The organism is Verrucomicrobium sp. BvORR034 (genome assembly GCF_000739635.1).
GTDB lineage: Bacteria > Verrucomicrobiota > Verrucomicrobiia > Verrucomicrobiales > Verrucomicrobiaceae > Verrucomicrobium.
In genome coordinates this window covers 50632-70993 of the sequence record NZ_BATQ01000064.1, presented here as the reverse complement: position 1 = coordinate 70993, position 20362 = coordinate 50632, and the positions used below count along the sequence as shown (strand labels likewise).

Genomic DNA, 20362 nt, shown 5'->3' with positions numbered 1-20362 from the left:
TCCAGCATAATTTCATGGCAATCTCCGGCCCTTACAAAAAGAAGTAACAGAAGTTGATGTCCCAAAGGGCCCGGCGTTACGCCATCGGGCATTTTTTGCTCAGAATCAGTGCTATCCGGCGAAGTAGCCCCCGTTGAGGTCGTCAGCCAGATGCAGGGCGGTGAAACCCAACCAAAGCACCAGGAACCCAGCGATGAGCAGTTTCTCCAGTGAGAAGATCCGTCTACCCAGCCGCACCGGCATGTCTTTCAACAGGCCATGCACCACCGCCATGCAGAACAAGAGAGGCACCAGAGAGATGGAATTCACCAGGCGCGGCCCCACCTTGAGCGTGGTGAACCAGCCGAACAGGTAGCAAAACGCCGTCATGAGACCCGCCACGTAGAAAAGCTCCCACTTCCACTTCAAGAGCCCCAATGAGGCCTGCTCCCAGTTCACGGCCATGGCCATCAGCATGAGCGCCCCCCAGAGCAGCAGCATGGCGAAGAAGGGTGGGTACTCGGCCAGGGCGTTGTTGAACATCATCACCACCCCGCGTTCCACCCGGCGCTCGATGCTCTCCAGCGAGTGTTCCCGGAAGTACTTTTTGGCGCTCGGCAGTTCGTCGGGATTGTCCACTTTCCCATCCCCGTCCTTGTCCACGCTCTCCAGGGAGCGGTCCAGCCCCATCCCCTGCATGTCGTGCTTGTCGTCCACGTCGGTGGCCCACATGTAGTACATGCTCTGTACGTTGTAGAGCGGGTTGCCGAAGGTCTTGTACGATGTGTAGAGGTAGGGGGAGATCGGCAGCATGTAGCCAAGCACCATCACCGGTCCGGCGATGAGGATGGCGATCCGGCGCTTGTTGCTGGCAAAGATGAGCTGCAAGCCCATGACCCCGCCTGCCGCCGCCAGTGCCACCAGGGCATTGGCCTTGGTCATGTGCCAGGCACAGAGATAGAACCCCGCGATCAGGGCATGCCACCACCTCGGCTCCTGGAGCGTTCGTACGATCCAGGCCACGGCCACCACGATGAGGGCCGCCACCAGCACCTCAGGCTGCACATAAGGCGCTTTCAGGATGAACAGCTGAAAGGCCACAATCAGACAGAAGGCCAGCCCCATCCAGTTTCCCAACCAGTGCCGCAAGGCGAAAAACAACCCCACCAGAAGCACGACGGATAGGCCAATGTTGAAGGCCCGCGCCACAGGGAAATACTCGTTGTAGAACTTCTTCAACCCTTCCGGATCCTGGGGGCGCAGGGTGGAATCTGCCGTGGTTGAAAGCAGATACATGAAGAGCGGCATCCGCATACGGGTGATGAACATCTCGTAGTTCGACTCCCGCAGCCCCTTCCCATAGTTCATGTACACCCGCTGATCATTCAGATCGTAAGCGTTCACCGGCCGGTTGGCCTTGGCGGCCGCAACCTCATCGCCGTTGAAACGATCCTTGACCTCCGTGTCCATGGCCCGCTGCAGCTTCACGTTGACCTCGTAGCCATGATCCACGGCCCGCTTCACATAGAACCAACCGGCTCCCACCAGCACCAGCAGAATCAAGCCAGTCGCCCAACGGGGAAGTTTGGCACCAGGGGCAAAGGCATCGAGCAGGGCGGAAAACATGGGCGACAGGCTTGGGGAATCGGGAAAAGCAGGCGCATTAGAGGCGGATTGCGGGAAAGGGCAAGGCGGGAGGCCAATTTTGAACCATGTTTTCATGTTCCTCGAGGGCGTGATTGCCATCCCCAATCCCAAGTCGATGTGAATCGGCGTCCAGGACATGGCGGATGGAGTTGCCGCCCCCGTTCTGTGTAGTTTTTAGACCTCGTCCGAAAGCAGCCCCTGTCGGCTCCACCATCGTCATCCAAACCGCCCAGAAGGCGAGAGGCCGGAGAACACCTGGGAGGCACGGCCTTACTGGTTCGATGCACCAACTTTTTCAGCCGGATGGTTGAATGCCGCAATCAATCCCCTGCTCATTTCGACAGCGCAATTTGCCAACTCCATTGCGCTTTTTGCGAATCCAGCCGGATTGCGCATTCCGGCAATCAATCCAGTATGCCGGAAGCTCCTCCAAGATCCCATACAACGAGCTCTGGGTCTTTGCGCCGCACTCCCCGGCGTCTTCCCGGTCTTCTCGATTTTCTCCCAACCGTCCAAAAGTCCAGCTCAAGACCCATCGGACCCCGGAGTACCCGGCAGTCCCTCATCCGCCAAACCACGATCCGTCGCGGGTCGGCCGGGCAGATCTGCCCGGCCGCCCTCGATGTCCACGCCCTGTTGTCGACGCTGACTGAGCCCCAGTCACCGCCCGAGTGATGGGGCGAGGCACGACGGATCATGAAACATCCCCTGTTTCCCCATGATGCCGTCCCCGCCCCGCAAATCTGGCCTTCAGACTCTGCTCCTCAGCCTCCTGGCCTCAGCCGCCCTCGGGGCCGACTACACCTGGCAGACAGCAGGCACCAACAACAACTGGAGCACCGCCGCCGGGGACACGAACTGGTTCATCAGTCCGGACACCACCACATTGGCCGCTTGGGCGAATGCGAGCCACAATGCGATTTTCGCCGGGGCCACGGGTGAGACGATCACGATCAACGGCACGATCACACCCACCAGCACCACCATCAATGACAACGGGAGCTGGACCTTCGCCAACGGTACGAGTGGAGCCATCAATGGCGGCACCTTGGTGAAAAACGGCACCGGCATCCTGACCATCGGCCTGCTTGCCAACGGATTCACCGCCACCACCATCAACGGCGGGACGATCTCCATCGGCACTGGAGGCACCGCGGCCAACACCTCAACCGTCACCGCACTGGGCACAGGGACGGTCACCATCAACAACACCGGGACGCTGCGGCTTTGGATCAAGAACGATGCGGCCTTCACCCTGACAAACAACCTCGTGATCGATGGCGGCACCCTGCGCAACGAAGACGGCAACCACACCATGTCCGGCACCATCCTGGTGAACGCCGGTGGGGCCAACTTCACCACGCAGTGGGACACCAAGAACCTCACCCTCAGCGGCGTCATCTCCGGAGCAGGAGCGGTCCGCATTGCCACCGCCAACCAGGCCAGTTCGCGGGTCATTATGACCGCCACCAACACCTACTCGGGCGGCACCACCGTCACCAGCGGGACCCTGCAATTGGGCAACAGCACGGGCGGCGACCAGGGCGGCAATGGGGTCATTCGAGGAGCCATTACCGTGAACTCCGGCGCGACCTTGTCGCTCAACATCAACAACGCTTTCGGATACACCAACGGCACCAAGGTCGACACCGTGAATCTCAACGGCGGCACCCTCACGCATGCGGCGAACGGTGACAACGGCTGGGGTATTACCTACAACCTCACCGGCGCTCTTATGCAGACGACGGGCGGCGGTCGCTTTTCCTTTGGTGGAAACAGCGGCGGCACCGGCACGGCGGTCAACACCCTGGCCTCCGCCAACAGCTCTGTCATCAGTGGACTCATCCGTATCCGGGAGAACAACGTGAACAACAGCGTGGTTTTCAACATCGCGGACGGCGGAGCGGTCAACGACCTCATCGTTCATGCCAACATCGAACAAGGCAGCACAGGCTACGGCATCACCAAGACCGGCGCCGGGCTGATGCTCCTCAATGGAGCCAACACGTACACTGGCTCCACCATCATCAACGGAGGCACACTCTCCCTCACCGGCATCGGCACCCTGGCCAGCTCCCCTGTTGAGATCAACAGCACAGGAACCTTCCGTCTGGACTCCACAGGTAAAACCCTTGCATCGATCACCGCCAACAATGGCTCCACGATCGTCCTCGGAGCCCGCACCGGGGCTACCACGACGCTGACCGGAGCCCTCACCCTTACTGACGCTGCGGCGATCACGCTCGCACCCGTCTTCAGCGGCTCGCCTGCCACGGCAGGCAGCACCTATGACCTCATCACGGCCGCCAGCATCACCGGCACCGGGACAGTGAGCACCAACTTCAACTACTTCGGCCAGTCCCACATCACGGGCAGCACCACCGTGGTGGGCAATGTCTTGCGTCTCACCCTCGCCACGGGGGCTGCAAACCTGGTTTGGAACAATGCCTCCGCCAACGGCCAGTGGGACATCAATACAAGCGCCAACTTCAACAACGGCGGCAGCAATGACGTCTTCATGTCCTACGATGCCGTCACGTTCGATGACACCACGGCCCCTGGCACCGCCAAAGCCGTGAACCTCGTCGGAACGGTCGCGCCCGCCCTGCTGACTGTCAACAACACCACCGGAAACGACTACACCTTCAACGCCACGAGCGTAGGGTCCGGACAGCTTGTGGGCGCAGGTTCACTCGTGAAAAACGGCACAGGCACCCTGACCCTGGGTACAAACCTGACGTACAACATGACCGGCGATATCACGGTGAATGCCGGCACCTTCAGCCTTGGCAGCAAAGCCCTGGTAAATGTGGCCAGTGTGATCTTGAACGGCGGCACTCTCTCAACGGGCTCGATCTATGCCACCAGCTTCGACTTGCGTTCCGGCACGGCCAGCACCGTGCTCACCGGTACCGGCAGCGTCACCAAATCCACTGCCGGCACCGTGACCCTCAGCGGGGTGAACAACTACACCGGCACCACCACCGTCAGTGGCGGCACGCTCATCCTTACCGGAAATAACACCACCACCGGAGCGGTGGCCGTCAATGCCGGCATCTTGCAAGTTGGCTCCGGCAGCACATCGGGCTCTCTGGGCTCGGGCGCAGTCTCCATCGCCTCAGGCGCAACGGTGCTCTACAATCGCAGTGACTCTCCTGGCATCGCCAACGTTTTCAGCGGGGCAGGCGCGCTGAACTTCAACGGCACCAACAATGGCATCAGCAATGGGGCTTCCGGATACTCCCTCTCAGGCAACAACAGCACTTTCAGCGGCACGATGGCCATCTCCAATGCCAGGCTGACCGTCGACAACACCGCGGACATTGGCACGGCCGCCATCAACATCGGCACCAATGGCCAGTTCTATTTCAGTGCGGGCGGGACCTACACGAACAATCTGACCATCTCTGGCAATGGCTGGGGGGAATCCGTTGGCGTACTGGGAGCGATTCGGCTTGCAGGCAACGTCAACCTCGCCGGTTCCATCACTCTGGCAGGCAACGCCCGCATCACCGCCTACGGCAACAGCGGAACCATCTCCGGGGCCATCGGCGATGGCGGAAACAACTTTGGGGTGACCTTCGGAGCAGTCGCCAGCACCTCCAACATCACCCTGTCCGGCGCCAGTACTTACACCGGTGCCACCAGCATCTCCTCGCTCGCCGCCAACCAGGGGACCACCGTCACGCTCACCGGCAGCCTCGGCAACACGGCTGTGACGGTCAGCAATTTCTCCACCCTCGCGGGTGAGGGCACGATCGGCACCATCGCTGGCAGCGCCTCGCTCACCCACGAAGCAGGCAGCTTCCTCAATGCCGATCTTAGCACAACTGCCGCCCTCACTGTCAACGGCACGGTCAATGTCAGCGGGGCCACCACTCTCAATCTCACCTCTCTGGCTGGCATCACTCCGGGCAGCTCGTACACGATCTTGAACCATACCGGCGCGCTCACGGGCCTGGCCAATCTGATCCTGCCCAACGCCGCGACCTACCGGGCCGCCCTCATCACCGACACGGGCTCAGCACTGCAGGTGTCTCTCGGAAACAAGGCCGTAACCTGGACCGGCGCTGCCAGCGGGTCCTGGGACATCGGCACTGCCATCAACTGGGTGGACGGCTCCAGCATCGCCGAGCGATTCTTCCAGGCGGACGCCGTGACCTTTGTGGACGGTGCAGCCAACACCAGCATCACCGTAACGGGAGCCCTCACGCCTTCGAGTGTCACTTTCAACAACAGCACCGCGACTTATACCATCACCACCAGTACAGGTAACACGATCGGAGGAGCCTCCGTGCTGACGAAGACGAATACGGGGACTGTCAATCTCTCCGGCCCCAACACCTATACCGGCGGCACACTCGTCCGCCAGGGCACCCTGGTGGGGCTCAATGCCACCGCCTTCGGCACAGGCACGATTACCCTGGGGGACGCCGGCACTGCAGCTGGAACCCTGGCGTTGTACCTCGATCCCATGACGGCGGGCGCCAACATCACCGCCTCCAACGCCATCAATGTCGGTCCTGTCAGCGCAGCCACCACCGCAGTCATCGGCACACTCGGATCAACTGCCACCCAGGTCACCCGCTCCGCGAACTTCAGCGGAGCCATCACGCTGAATGACGATGTTATCCTCCGCTCAGGTGCGCACGACAGCACCACGTTCTCCGGTGCCATCACCGGTGGCAGCGGATTTACCATCTCCGTTGAAAACGGCCTCATTGCCCCGAGCAATGCCACTGCCCAACAATTCGGTGCCGGTCAGGCTGGCAACCGGATCATCCTGAGCGGTGACACCAATGGTTTCACGGGCAATTGGAACATCCGCAGCGGCTCATCCTCCAACCTCACCATCTTCCAAATCAACACGGGAGAACGGATCAACAACAACTCCAACGTGAACATCGAGGAGTTCGCCGTCTTCCGGTTGAACTCCGCCGAGACCATTAACGCCCTCACCGGCAACGGCCGAGTGAGAGCCGTAAGCGCCCGCCTCCTCACTGTTGGCGCAGGCAATGGTTCCGGCACCTTTTCAGGCGTGCTGGAAAACGACACCTTTGACGCAGGCACGCTCTCCTTTGCCAAGTCCGGCACGGGAACGCAGATTCTCACCGGCACCAACACCTATACCGGCACCACCGCTGTCAATGGGGGTGTTCTACAGGTCGGCGACGGCGGCACCACGGGTACGCTTGGTGGCACTGGGGCCATCACCGTCTCCTCAGGCGCAACCTTGACTTACAACCGCTCCGACCTCGTCACGCTGGACCGGGCATTCACCAACAGCGGCGGCAACTTGATCAAAGATGGCGCAGGCAATATGACGATCGCCTCCTTCCTCCTGCTCCCCACGAATTTCATCGTCAACAGCGGCGTCGTCACCATCAACGGCGGCAGCTTTGGCGGCAATCGCATGGAAGGGAACGGAACGCTCACCATCAATGCCGGGGCCAGCGTCATCCTGACCGCCACCCACACTCTGGGCGGCGGCAACGGAAGCATGTCGGACTCCGTAGTGGTTAACGGGGGGCTGTTGACGCTGAATGAGGAGCAGTACTTCAACAATCTGACGCTTCAGAACGGCGGCAACGTCAACGGGATCGACGAGGTCCGGGCCTCCAGCGCCACCAACTGGCAGGTCACAGGCAGCAGTGCCACCGCATCAGAGATCAGCACTCTGGTCAGCCATGTTGCCGCCGCCAACTGGACGGTTCAGGATATTACGGCAAACTCAGAGACGGACCTCATCATCAGCGGCCGGATCACCAACACAGGAGCCCTTAACAAAGGCGGCGCAGGCACCATGGAGCTCAGCAATGACGCCAACAGCTACAGCGGCGGCACCAGCATCAACGCAGGAACCCTGCTCGTGAACACCCTCACCGGCAGCGCCACCGGCACCGGGCAGGTCACCATCGCGGCCGGGGCCACCTTGGCGGGACGCGGAGCCATCAACACCACCAACGCCAATATCACAATCAACGGGACCTTGAGAGTGGGCAATCTCGGCGACGACCTCTTCACCTCCGACCTGAATCTTCATCTCGGCACCGGCACCGGCACCGTCCTGCTCAATGGCGTGCTCCTGCTCGACATCTTCGGCCAGGAAGATGACACCATGGGTTCCGACCACGGCCAGCTCTACAGCGATGTACTCAAGTTCAACAACACCGGCGCAGTCCAGCTGGGCGGCACCCTCAAAGTGGAGGACGCGGCCGGGGATGCCTTGAATTGGAACCTGGGCGACTCCTGGCAGCTCATCGACTGGGCCAACGTCACCGCCGGCGGCATCACCGGTACCTTTGCCACCTACGAACTCCCCACTCTTGCCGCAGGGCTGAAGTGGGACACCAGTCTCATCGGCCAGACCGGCTACATTTCCGTGATTGCCATCCCCGAACCCTCCCGCGCCATGCTGCTCCTCATGGCAGGGGCTGGTTTCCTCCTCCGCAAACGCCGCAAACAAGGCTTGGGCCGGTAGAGACAAATGAAATCCGTTTAACCACAGAGGGCACAGAGTTTCACAGAGGCATATTTCAAACTGCCGTTGGACACCTCTCGCCAAAGGTCGCGCCGACAATCCAGGCGAAGCCGTCTCAACGTGCCGCTTGCGGCACACTCCCTTCCAGCGCCGCATCCCAGTCCCCGACGTCGTGAAACGTTGGCGCATCGAACCCGCTGCTCAACCCTTCTTTCACGAACAGGCTGCCCAGTTCCGGATGGTCTTCCGGGCGCTGCAGGCGGAGTTTCAAGGTCTGCCCTACTTGCAGCTTCTGGGCTGGGAGGGGTTGCGCCCCCATCCAGCTCCACTGCGAGACCACGATCTGATCCCCGGGTTTCACCCCGAGGTCGCCGGCCCCTTCCACCACCTCGGTCACTTCATAGAGATGATTGACGAGGGCCTCTGTATAGGGCTGGAACTCCTGCAACGTGGGGGTGGGAGACATCTCCACCAACTTCGCCCAAACGACGCCCTCCTTCACAGGAAGACGCTGGCCGGACATCACGATGGATGAGTTGGCATGCTGCGCCACTTCCTCGTCGCTCAGCTTGCGATTGTAGATCAGCACCCGCTCGATCTCGCCACGCCAGGGTTGCTTGCCCTCTGATGAGGCTCCCAGACGCATCTTCATGGACTCCCAGTTGCTGAAGTCGCCCGTGATGCGGTTTCTCGTCCAGGCCGCCTGCCCGTCCACATACACCGTCAGCTTGTCCTTGCCGTAGGCCAGCACGAGGTGGTGCGGGTACCCCTTTTGCACCACGGCCAGGGAGGTCTCCTCCACATCACCCGCCGGCCCATTGGCCGGGGTTCTCATCCAGAGGAAGAGCCTTGGACCGCGCTGGATGATCGTGAGATTCCGCTCCTGATCATTGTTCGCCAGGGTCAGAATGCGGCGGTCCTCCTTCTCCTTCACATTGCCCTGCGGTGTGATCACCATCTCCAGACTCACCTCATGGGTCTTCCGACATTCGGAGGAGACCAGCTCACCCGCCTCAGGTGCATCAAACCAGCCGCCTCGTAGTTTCATGGCACCCCGCTGGTCCCAGAAGGCCACCCCCTGCGGTACCACCGTGCAGGGGTTGCCATTGGGCAGCTTGGTCAGACCGCGCACCTGTTCCCAGACAAACACGAGTCCTTCATCTGTGGCTGGCCAGGCGGCCTTGGGTACACGCAGGGCCGTCGCAGACATCCGGTTGGGATGCTGTGCCCGGTCTTTGAAACCCTCGATCACCAACGCCTCAGCGTCCTTGGACTGCTCCGGAAGCTTCACGGTGAGGGAAAGGTCTCCTTCACTCAGTTTCCAGTTCTTGAGCACCGTCCCATCTGCCAGCTTGACGATGGCCTCGCTGCTGTCCACCGGCTCGTCGAAATCCACCACAATGCCATCCTTGCCCTCGCGTCGGGCTCCTTCGACCTTGGGCGGAGCAGGCGGACTCACGTGCACATAACCACGCAGCTTCACCCCATCCGGAAGCTGTCGGGCCTCGATCCAATATTCACCCGGTTTTTTGAACGTGTGCCGCACCTTGTCCCCCTCGTAGTTCACCTTGCCGGTCATGTGCCAGCCCCACTGTCCTTTCCCTGCATCCTTCACGGCAAAGTCCAGAGTTGTTTCCCCTTCCACATATCGGGTGCCCAGGGGGAGTTCCGTACGGTACACATCAGGATACCGGTCCGTTCCCTTGAAGCTGGTGTATCGTACAGGATTGCCGATGATCTCCAGCGTCACCGGGTTCAGGTGGGCGAGGTACAAATCGTAGTCCGCCTCGAAGTGGTCATGGCTGTCTGGGGAAGCACCGAATGCGATCAACCGCTGGCAGGGCGAGACCATCGGGAAGTAGATGTAATTCCTCTTCCCGTGCATGCGCTCATCGTCCTTCTGCAGGATCTGGCTGATCTCGCGAGTGGCCAGGCGCATCTTGTTCACCGGCCCGCCGGCCCCCCCATCCAAAACCCCCACTTGCTGTCTGCGGTGAAGTACGGCTGGCAGCCACTCTGCCGCTGCTCATGCCAGAGGGTCTGCCCCTCCGTGTCCACCCTGGCAAATTCCGGCGTACCGGAGGTGGCATGCTTCCCGTCCGGGCTCATGAGGTAACCAAACACCTCACTGGGCTGCTTGAGCAGGCGCGTCGTCTGCCCCGTGCTCAGGCTGAACTCCTGGGTGAACCCCTTGTTGTCGATGAAACACACCCGATCCTCACTTCTCCAAACCACAGCCCGATGCTCCGCATAGCTACGGGCCTCCGGAGCCACCGCACGGCGTTTCCGGCTCTTCAGGTCCATCACCCACAGCACACCATGCCGTCCCACATGCCCGGGGTAGCCCGTGGAACCCCGCGGATAGCTCAAATATGCCACCCTCTTGCCGTCGGGAGAGATCTTGGGACAGAAGTGATCCCTTCCAGCCTCAGTCGGCACCAGACGGCGTTCCTTCCCTCCGTTGAGACGCTTTGACCAGATCTCCCACGCGCCCGACTTCGTGCGGCGCTCCCACACCAGGAACCCAGAGCCTACGCGGGACAGCCCCGTCATTTTCTTTGGGTCCAGATCCAGCGGCACTTCTTCTGCGCGGTCGTCTTTCTCACGGTTCTGCCTCCAGTCCACCACGGCAATCGCTGCCGCCGTAATCACCACAAAAACAGGAACATAGATCTTCCAAATGCGCGACATGTACTAGGATGAGGAGGGGGCGAACGATAAACTAGATGAACGAAAATTCAGAATCGTAAATCTGCACACATCCTCCCCACCGGGCAACGAGGAAAAGATTCTTGATACAATTAAACCATGCCTCCGGTTGCGGTGCAGCCGGCGTATAGGTGCACCTTCGTCTTCCCCTTCATATGTCGACCAAAACACCCGTCTCCCTGCACTGGTTTCGCCGCGACCTGCGGCTTACCGACAATACCGCGCTACACGCCGCACACACAGGCTCCGATCAGGTGATCCCCTTCTACGTCCTGAGCACCTGGAAGAAGGCGCACTCCTGGACGGGCTCCAATCGCCAGCATTTTTTATGCGGCAATCTGGGCTCTCTGGCCAGGAATCTGGAGGCCATCGGCTCCCGTCTCATCATCCGGTCTGGAGATGCGGTGTCGGAGATTGAGCTACTTCTCCGCGAGACCGGGGCCACCGCGCTCTATGTCAATCGCGACCCCGATCCCTACGGGAAAATGGTGGAAGTGAAGGTGGCAGCCCTCTGCAAAAGTCTTGGGGTGACGTTCCACTCCTTCAAGGACGCCGTCCTTCATGAATCTGATGAGGTGCTGACCGGGAGCGGCGGCCCCTACCGGGTCTTCACCCCCTACTCTCGGAACTGGCTGTCGCTTCCTAAAACCCAGCCTCTCGGCAAGGTACGCACCCTGGGAGACGCACCCTCCCCTAAGATCAAGAGCCTGCTCCTCCCCACGGTGGCCCACTGGCACCTGCCAGAGCCCACCGCGACCCTGCCCACCCCCGGCGAAAAAGCCGCTCGAGACCGGATGAAGGCCTTTGTGGACAGTGCCGGGCTCCCCCGGTACGAGGAAACGCGCAACTTCCCTTCCGTACCCGGCACCTCTCAACTCAGCCCGGACCTGCGATATGGCCTCATCAGCATCCGGGAGCTCTATCATCGCTGTCAGCAGGCGCTGGCCCGTGCGGGTGGACAACCGGGAGCACAGTCAGGCATCAACACCTACATCAAGGAACTGGCTTGGCGGGAGTTCTACATGGCTGTGCTCCACTTCTTTCCTGAGGTGCTGGAGACGGACTTCAACCCCGAGTTGCGCGGGGTCTCCTGGCATGAGGATCCCGCGGCTTTCACGGCGTGGAAGGAAGGCCGCACCGGGTTTCCGCTGGTGGATGCTGGCATGCGCCAGCTCCTCGCCACCGGCTGGATGCACAATCGCGTCCGCATGATTGTTTCCATGTTCCTCACCAAGGATCTTCACGTGCACTGGATGGAGGGCGAGAGTCACTTCATGCAGCTCCTGGTGGACGGAGAAATCGCCAGCAACAACGGCGGATGGCAGTGGAGCGCCGGCACGGGTGCCGACGCTGCGCCGTGGTTCCGCATCCAGAATCCTTGGACCCAGACCAAGCGCTTCGATCCCGAAGGCAAGTACATCAAGACCTGGGTGCCGGAGCTCAAGGAGGTACCCGCGGAGAAATTCTTCGCTCCGCCCACCAATGGTCTCCCCCTGGCCAAAGGCTACCCCCTTCCGATGGTGGATCACGCCACAGAACGGGATCGCACTCTGCAACGGTTCAAGGCGGCAACGAAGCGATAAAAATTAAACCACAGAGGCACAGAGAACACTGAGACTGAACTTTTAGACGGAATTATCAGAATGAGCTTCGAGCTGGAGATTTCATGTCGCTGAAGCGGGTCCTTAGGTTAACCCAAATTCCGTAAATTCTATCTAACCCTCCGTTTCGATCTCGGAGTTCCCCATGCCTCTGCGACTGAGCCAATCTCACCCTTCCGCATCTCCCATCTCCACCAACCAGGTGGCCTGGGTGAGGCGGCGCACAATCGCCCACCCTTCGCCACCATAGCGGGCCGCCAGTTCGTTCAGCCCGAACTGGCTGGTCCACAGGACAGGCAGGCCACAAGAGCCTCGGTGGTCGAGCAGGGCTTCAAGCTCCGGCGCGGCCTCCCGAGGCGCGTCCTCCTCCCCCATGTCGTCCAACAAGAGCACCCGCACCCGCCGCGCATCGCTGAGCAGTCGGCGAGCTCTCTGCACCACCCGGGCGTCATCGTCGTGTTGATCCTTAACCGCCGTGGCCAGCCGGGAGGCCGGTAGATACATCCACGAGCAGGTGTCCGGCAGTTGCAGGAGCAACGTGACAAGCATCCGGGTCTTGCCCATCCCATCCGGCCCCAGCAGGCCAATGCCATGGGAATCTTCAGCCCCTTCCACACACCAATCCAAGGCCCGCTGCACCACTTCCCGGGGGAGACTCGTCCGCCACGGCTCGAAGGGTTTCAAATGACTGTCGGGAATTTCCGCCAGACGTCGTGCCCGGCGACGGACAGACTCGCCGCGTTCCTTCCCGGCCACGAGCGGGCGAAAAGATCTCGCCTCCCTTTTGAAGGTCGAGGCAACCTGAAGCGCCTGATCGGGCCTGTCTTCGCGCGATGATAAGGTGTCTGAGAAAGCGAACATTTTGGTGATATTCGCCGGAAACTCCAGATTGGCCGTAATGGTCTCGTTACTTTTTTGCCACTGCCGAAAACCCTCAATCACCGCCTCTCTAAGCTCCTCAGGATGAGCAAAAAAACCTCTCTAAAAAGTGTTCAAAATCCGTTCCAAAATTGGCCTCCTTTTGCCTCACCTCATTTTGCCCAATCCCAAGTGTATGTTTGCAACGGCGGCAGCCCCATTCTGCTCTCTCATGCTTACGTCACCGTGGTCGCTTCGTTGAAGCATTCGAAAGCCCTCGAGCATACCTGGGAGGTTGCCTCAATAGACGAACACAGTCTTATCCGGCTCGCTGCGCGTATGGTCCCTTAAACCCATGAAAACGGAACTGGCTTCAACCCCGCGTCACAATCGCAGTGCTGAGAACAAGAAGTTAGATAAGAGCCGCCCACAAGGCAATCAAAACATGAAAACCAAGACCACGACTGACCGCATCCGTCACTTTGACGAAAGCGAGACTACTTCCATCGAGACGACCATCTACTCGGAGAACTCCATCTCCATGAGCGAATACCGTATCCTCAATCCCCAGACCGCCGAGGTGCCTACCTTGACTCAAAGCCGGGTGCTGGCTGCCGTGCTCGAACGTGTGCGGATCAAAGAAGCCCGCCGTGCCAAGAGCGCCGCCCGTCGCAAGGAGCTGATGGAAGCCGCCATGAACGCGGTGCTTCACCCTTGGGAGCAATTCCTGAGTGTGTTCCATCACGCTCCGCAGCCTGCTCTGGCCCGCGTGCATGTGGCGACCGGTCATCAGGCTGGTAAGAGCGCGCGCGTGACCTCTCCCTATCTCGCGCTGCCCCGCGCCTGATGAATTGATATTCCGATCGCGCAGCCCGGGCACCTGGCATACGTCCTGACGCCCGACTACTGCCCTCATGGGCACAAGCAACATTCTGCTGCGCCCCTTCTGCAGGTTTCCGGCCCGGCCAACCGGAGCCTCAGCAGAATCCCTTCCAAGTTATTCCCGTTGCCGATCAGAAAATCGGTTGTCGATCCGCGGCGGTCCATGGTCTAAGTTGGGACAGAAAGCCTCTGTTCAAACCTGGCCATCGCCATGATCCACCTCTTCCCTGCTGCCTCCGAGCACCACGATGCCATCTGGCACATTTTCCATGAAGTGATCCAGGGTGGGGATGCCTACGTCTTTCCGGAGCACATGAGCCGGTCAGAAGCGCTGGCTTACTGGCTCGCTCCAGGCAACCACGCCTATGTCGCCGTGGATGGCGGCGGCCAGGTGGTGGGCAGTTATATCCTGAAGCCCAATCTGCCGGGTCGCGGGGCTCACGTGGCCAATGGCAGCTACATGACCGCCGGCAGTGCCCGGGGCATGGGCGTCGGCTCCATCATGGCGGAGCACTCAATTGCGGAGGCGGAACGGTTGGGCTACCGGGCCATCCAGTTCAACATCGTCGTCAGCACGAACGGCACGGCGGTGCGACTCTGGCAGCGGCATGGTTTCAAGATCCTTGCCACCCTGCCCCAGGCATTCCATCATGCGAAGCTGGGCTACGTGGATGCCTATCTCATGCACCGATTTGTGGGTGAAGCGCCTGCAGATGCGACGATGCCGGGTGAAGCCCTGCCTTGATCACACGGGTCAGCTCCCACCGGCATCAGAATGCCCCTTATTGCCAAACGAAGGGAAGGTTAATCCTCGGCCAGGAGGCCCAGGAATCCGGGGGAGATTCTCAAGACACATAGTGTCGCGAAGCCCTTTTCCTGCCCACTACTGGTACGAATATGACCCACCCTCACACCTATGCCCGGGGTGGCATGCGGGCTGCTTGGTGAACGTCGGCCCAAGACTCCCTTAAAACTACCGTCTCCTACGGTACAAGGGATGTCCACGGCCGCGTCACAAGCAGCCCTCGCCGTATGAGACACATCACATTCGTATTTTTTCCACTTCTTGTTTGTACGTTTCTGACGCTGCCCAGCCTTGCCCAGACGCTGACTTTTGACGGCGTGCCCATCCCCGTCAATTCAGGTACGCAGAATGGTGGCGGAGACTGGAACACCACCGCCCTCAACTGGTACGATCTCACCCTCAACCAGAACGTCAGCTGGAACAACGACGGGGCCCACGACGCCGCCTTCGGCAACACGAACAGCGTCACCGGAGGCACGATCAACCTCACGGAAAACATCTTTGTCCGTAACATGCGGTTCAACAGCCTTCAGGCCGGCCCGACTATCGCTGGAGGCATGACGCACACCTTTAGCTCCACCAACGGCAGTGCATTGAACTTTGCCGACGGAGCCATCATCACGGCAGCAGAGAACAGCTCCTCAGGGTCGGGCACCATCCTGTTCATCAACTTCAACCTCGCCGTCAAAGCCCACAACCTGACGATGGCACGCGATTCCGGCACGCTGTCGGCGACTTTCCAGTACCTGCGCTTTGCCAATGACAACGACCTTACTGGCACCCTGACTCTACAATCCTCTCCCGATTTCACCAAAGGCATCTTCCTGCTGACCGCTGGCAACAACAACCTCGAGGGCCTGGACAAAGTGGTGGTACAGGCGGGCAGCGTCCTTGCCACCAGCGGCACCGGCCAGACATATGTGACCGACATTCACCTGGCCGGAAATGGCGTCGGAAACGGAGCCATCCGGGTGGACTCCGCAAACATCACCTATACTGGTGACATCGTCCTGACGGCGGATGCGGGCATCATGACCAACGCTTCCGCAGGAAACGCGGTCATTTCCGGCGGCATCTCGGAGCAGGGTGGGAGCTACGGTTTCGCCCGGTTCGCTTCGGCCGTGGATACCACTCTGACCATCACCGGGGTTAATACCTACACCGGTAAAACGACTTTTGGGCGATCCAACTCCGTCGCAGGAGGCATCACCATCCTGGATTTTAATGGTGCAGGCGCACCGGAGGATGACATCCTCTACAACAACGTGGCCAGCGCCGGGATGCTGGAACTTATCGGCGGCACCTATGGTCGCGCTGCCCTGGTGCTGCAAGGCAAAGACGGAGTGGCCAACAGCCAGCGCTTCGGCAATCTCAGCGCCACCGGCACGCGATCCACCGTGTCGTTGATCTCTGGCACTGGAGGAACCATGGACCTCTCTCTCGGCACCATCAGCCGGGTTCAGGCTTCCACTACCCTCGCCTTCATCACGCCAACATCAGGCACCATCTCCACCACCCAGGCCAATGGTCTCATCGGTCCGTGGGCAACGATTGCGGATGCGTCGGGCAATGGCGGCTGGGCCCAGGCCAGCAACGGTGTCGTGACCCGCTTCACCGGCACCACCACTCACACCTTGGGCAGCACGCTGAACACCTACACTGCCACGACGGATCTCCAGCTGACCAATGCCTCCCGCGCCGTTGCGACCGCCAGCGGATCAGCGATGGTGGCATCCATTTCCCAAACCGACACCGTCTCAAAGCGCTTGCTCGACATCGGCACGGGCAATCAATTGCAGCTTGGTCAAACCGCTGGCATCCAGATGACAGGCGGAGCCAAGGATCTGATCGTGGGACGTGCGGGCAGCGCTGGAAAGCTCACGGCAGGCACCGCCACGGGGGCCAGTCTCTTCCTCACCAACATGTCGCCGAGCGCCACGCTGACGATCCATTCCCAGATCGTGAACAATGCTGCTGGTCCCGTGAACCTCTACATCAACGGCTCGGGCAATGTCGTCCTGGATGGTGACAACACCTTTACAGGCAGCGTCCAGATCGCGAGCGGATCTCTGGAGATACGTCACCCAGGGGCTCTGGGCACCACAGCGGGCTCGACCTCCGTCCTCGCGGGAGCTGCGCTACGACTCTCCGGGGGCGTCTCCTCGGCAGAAGCCATCAGCATTGCGGGGAACGGAGTGAACAATGACGGAGCGCTGCGCAGTGTGGGCGGCAGCAACATGCTGACGGGTCCCCTCACCCTGGCCGGGCCGGGCCGCATCAATGTGGATACTGGCACGCTGACGCTTCAGGGCGCCACCCTCGCCACCAACGTGATTACCGTCAGCTCCACCTCCAACACCTTGACCTTTGGTGGGGCTGGCACCCTGGTGGTCAACGGCCGGATCAACTCCTCCACTGGCACCGCCTTTACGAAAGACGGCAGTGGCTTGATGATCGTGAACGGTGACAATGCATTCACCACTGCGACCGCCGTGAGCAATGGCATCCTGCGCATTGGCCACGTCAACGCGCTAGGCACCGCCGCCGGGGCCACCACGGTCTCCGGCACGGGAGCCGTCGAACTTAACGGGAACGGCTGGTCTTTGGCCGAGACCTTCACGCTGGGCAGCACCGGCACCAGTCAGGGCGGGGGTCTGCGCAGCACAGGTGGGGACAACAGCCTTACCGGGCTCATCACTGTCAACAACGCCTCCCGCATCCAGTCGCTGGATGGAACCCTCACTCTGGATGTCGCCAGTGGCAGCGCCATCATCAAGGACAACTCCAGCACCAACCGGGCGCTCGCCTTCGGAGGCGCGGGAAACATCTTGGTACTCGATGCCATCTCCAGGCAGAGCACCGGCATCTTCTCCATCACCAAGGACGGCAGCGGCACCTTGACGCTGCGTGCCGCCAGCAACTATGACGGCACCACCACGCTTAGCGGAGGCGAACTGTACCTGGACTTCGCCGACGCGGGCGTTTCCACGAACCTGATCTACAACGGCCTCTCCACCCCGGGCGGGCTCACGATAACCGGCAGCACTCTGAGGGTCACCGGACGTTCCGGCACCACTACGAGCCAGCAGTTTGGCAATCTGGCCATCGGCGTCGGCCAGTCCTACATCACCACGGTGCAAAATGGTGCTACCGCTGTAAACATCTCGTTTGGGAACATTGCCCGCGCGCTCTCCGGCAGCGTTCTGGAGTTCACCCCACCTCCTGCTGGCAGCTACAGCACCACCGGCGGCGTGAACAATGCCCTCATCACCCACGATGGCACCGCCTCCGTCACCTGGGGCAAGAACGACTGGGCTGCCACTACCGCGGCAGTGGATGGACGACGCCAGATCGTGGGACTCTCCAGCATTGTGGACGGCTACACTGCCAGCACATCCACAAGCCTGTCCGGCAACGCCGATGTGGTGCTGGGCGCAGGCATCATCACACTCGCAGCCAGTGCAGATACCAGCAGCCTCCGGTTCAATGCCGCACAGAGCAGCTACATCGGCATGAGTGACGGCATCACGCTCACCACCGGAGGCATTCTCGTGGGAGAGGGCGTGGGCGCCCACACGACTTACATTGACGGTGGAACACTGCGAAGCAACTCCACTGGCCTGTCATTCACCACCTCCGACCTGGTGATCGTGCAGAACAATACCTTGGGCGATCTCATCATCACCGCGAACATCGACAACAACCTGGGTGGCACGAATACCAGCACATCTCTCACCAAGAGCGGTGCTGGCACCGTCATCCTGGACACGGCCACGCACAACTACTCTGGCACCACCAAGGTGATAGAAGGCACCTTGCACCTCCGCACGGGCAACATCAACACCGCAGGTCAGTACACCCTCGGCGGAGGCGCTACCAGCGGCAAGTTTAAGATCGGCAACAACACCACCTCGATCCTGGTGTACTCAGACTGGCTGCAAATCGACGGCTATGGTACTCAGAACGCTCTCGTGGGTGGTGGGACGGTGCTCTCCACCTTCCTGCTGGATGGCTCCAACATCACCAGCGACTTCCGCAAAGGCTACATCGGCGGTGCCGGACAGTATGAGAACAACATCAGCATCCGCATGGCGGCCGACAACGCCCCGCTGATCTTGGGCGCGAACAACACCTATGCAGGAAAGACCACGATTTCCTTCGGCCTCATCGAGGTGGAAAAGCTGGCCGACCTTGGTCAAGTCAGCTCCCTGGGCACCGGCACCTTCAACGGCACCGGCCTCACAGCAGACTCCGGCATCATTGACCTCTCGAACCGCACGACTGGCTCGACGGGTCTCAATGCCTATTCCGTGCTCCGCTACATCGGAAGCACGGACTCATCCACCAATCGCGTGGTCCGGATTTCAAACACTGATCTACCCAATGAGATCATTTCCGTCGTGGCCGTGCTCGAAAACAACGGCACCGGCACGGTGAAATTCACCTCTGCGATGCAGGCAGCCGGGTCCAATCCGGTCGAGCGCCTCTTGCGTCTCAGCGGCACCAACACCGGAGCGAACTCCATCGTCAGCATTAACAACCCGAGTGCAACCATCCTAACCCGCATTGAGAAGACCGGGACCGGCACCTGGGCCATCACAGGTGCCAGCACCCACGGCGGCGGCACAGACATCCTGGCGGGCACCCTCCTGGCGATGAACACCGGCGGCAGCCCGGGATCCGCCACGGGTAGCGGGAACGTCACCGTGGCCGCAGGGGCCACGCTGGGCGGCATCGGGCGGGTCGCACCGGGAACAGGCTCGAACATCACGGTTAACGGCACCGTGGCAGTGGGCGATTCCACCCTGGCCATCGCGCAAGCCGCCCGTCTGGAGATCGCCACCACTGGCAGCGGCACTCTCACCTTCAAGTCTGGCAGCAGTCTTGCACTCGATCTCATCCATGGCCAGATGTTGGGAAACAACGCTGGCGACAGCACTGCGGCGGATGTCATGGTCATCAATGGCTCACTGGTCATCGAGAACGGAGCCACCCTCATCATCAACAACCCCATGGACATGATGGAATGGGCCGTGAACGATTCCTGGAAGCTCTTTGACTGGTCCGGCCTCGGGTCCCGGACGGGAGAGTTCAGCATTCTCGCCCTCCCCGGTTTAAGCGGGGATCTTTCGTGGGATACCAGCAAGCTTTATACAGAGGGCGTCATCTCCGTCACGAACGTGCCTGAGCCGGGAAGAACGGTGCTGCTAATGGTAGCCCTGGCGGTGGGAGTGATGAGGAGGAGAAGGCGTTTCTAGTGCTTGGGCCGGGTTCTGTTTGTTTCAAACAGCTTCCTCCGGGCTCCAAGTTGACATCCATTTGGCCTCGTCACGAGACACCACAATCGTTGGCCCTCGAACCCGGAGGGTTCACCATGAATAGCCATGGGTGAAGCGAGCG

General features: G+C 60.7%; 9 protein-coding genes. 5 read left to right on the top strand and 4 right to left on the bottom strand.

From position 1 onward, the window contains the following. Positions 1 to 111: 111 nt before the first annotated feature. On the bottom strand, positions 112 to 1605 hold the full coding sequence (locus BV034_RS11670) for a hypothetical protein (protein ID WP_050027167.1): 1494 nt from the start codon (positions 1603 to 1605) through the stop codon (positions 112 to 114). A 739-nt stretch (positions 1606 to 2344) separates the two neighbouring features. Here BV034_RS11670 and BV034_RS11665 point away from each other — a divergent pair. Beyond that, a complete protein-coding gene (locus BV034_RS11665; RefSeq protein ID WP_050027165.1) occupies positions 2345 to 8107 on the top strand; it encodes an autotransporter-associated beta strand repeat-containing protein in 5763 nt (1920 codons plus the stop codon). Between the two features lie 115 nt (positions 8108 to 8222). Here the strand turns inward: BV034_RS11665 and BV034_RS11660 are convergent, their stop codons facing one another. Together BV034_RS11660 and BV034_RS11655 are read right to left on the bottom strand one after the other, a co-directional pair. After that, positions 8223 to 10046: a LamG domain-containing protein gene (locus tag BV034_RS11660; protein WP_265592891.1), complete on the bottom strand. Its 1824-nt coding sequence runs from the start codon at positions 10044 to 10046 to the stop codon at positions 8223 to 8225. 5 nt (positions 10047 to 10051) lie between these two features. Continuing rightward, on the bottom strand, positions 10052 to 10798 hold the full coding sequence (locus BV034_RS11655; RefSeq protein WP_050027161.1) for a PD40 domain-containing protein: 747 nt from the start codon (positions 10796 to 10798) through the stop codon (positions 10052 to 10054). A gap of 173 nt (positions 10799 to 10971) precedes the next feature. Between BV034_RS11655 and BV034_RS11650 the strand changes: the two genes are divergently transcribed. After that, positions 10972 to 12399, top strand: coding sequence for a deoxyribodipyrimidine photo-lyase (locus BV034_RS11650; protein WP_050027159.1), 1428 nt, complete (start codon positions 10972 to 10974; stop codon positions 12397 to 12399). Positions 12400 to 12585: 186 nt separating this feature from the next. Here the strand turns inward: BV034_RS11650 and BV034_RS11645 are convergent, their stop codons facing one another. Continuing rightward, positions 12586 to 13173 carry an ATP-binding protein gene (locus tag BV034_RS11645; RefSeq protein ID WP_265592890.1) on the bottom strand — a complete coding sequence of 196 codons (588 nt, stop codon included), beginning with the start codon at positions 13171 to 13173 and terminating at the stop codon, positions 12586 to 12588. 547 nt (positions 13174 to 13720) lie between these two features. Between BV034_RS11645 and BV034_RS11640 the strand changes: the two genes are divergently transcribed. The 3 genes from BV034_RS11640 to BV034_RS11630 all read left to right on the top strand — a co-directional run bounded on the left by BV034_RS11640 (position 13721) and on the right by BV034_RS11630 (position 20220). Continuing rightward, positions 13721 to 14122, top strand: coding sequence for a hypothetical protein (locus tag BV034_RS11640; protein WP_265592889.1), 402 nt, complete (start codon positions 13721 to 13723; stop codon positions 14120 to 14122). A gap of 246 nt (positions 14123 to 14368) precedes the next feature. Continuing rightward, positions 14369 to 14902: a GNAT family N-acetyltransferase gene (locus BV034_RS11635; RefSeq protein WP_050027153.1), complete on the top strand. Its 534-nt coding sequence runs from the start codon at positions 14369 to 14371 to the stop codon at positions 14900 to 14902. A 287-nt stretch (positions 14903 to 15189) separates the two neighbouring features. Beyond that, complete coding sequence (locus BV034_RS11630; protein ID WP_050027151.1) at positions 15190 to 20220, top strand: autotransporter-associated beta strand repeat-containing protein; 5031 nt, start codon at positions 15190 to 15192, stop codon at positions 20218 to 20220. The last annotated feature ends 142 nt before the right edge of the window (positions 20221 to 20362 follow it).

Excerpts from the sequence above, each read along its gene's own strand:
- BV034_RS11670 (WP_050027167.1), bottom strand. The coding sequence starts at position 1,605 with ATGTTTTCCGCCCTGCTCGATGCCTTTGCCCCTGGTGCCAAACTTCCC.
- BV034_RS11665 (WP_050027165.1), top strand. The coding sequence starts at position 2,345 with ATGATGCCGTCCCCGCCCCGCAAATCTGGCCTTCAGACTCTGCTCCTC.
- BV034_RS11660 (WP_265592891.1), bottom strand. The coding sequence starts at position 10,046 with ATGCGCCTGGCCACTCGCGAGATCAGCCAGATCCTGCAGAAGGACGAT.
- BV034_RS11655 (WP_050027161.1), bottom strand. The coding sequence starts at position 10,798 with ATGTCGCGCATTTGGAAGATCTATGTTCCTGTTTTTGTGGTGATTACG.
- BV034_RS11650 (WP_050027159.1), top strand. The coding sequence starts at position 10,972 with ATGTCGACCAAAACACCCGTCTCCCTGCACTGGTTTCGCCGCGACCTG.
- BV034_RS11640 (WP_265592889.1), top strand. The coding sequence starts at position 13,721 with ATGAAAACCAAGACCACGACTGACCGCATCCGTCACTTTGACGAAAGC.
- BV034_RS11635 (WP_050027153.1), top strand. The coding sequence starts at position 14,369 with ATGATCCACCTCTTCCCTGCTGCCTCCGAGCACCACGATGCCATCTGG.
- BV034_RS11630 (WP_050027151.1), top strand. The coding sequence starts at position 15,190 with ATGAGACACATCACATTCGTATTTTTTCCACTTCTTGTTTGTACGTTT.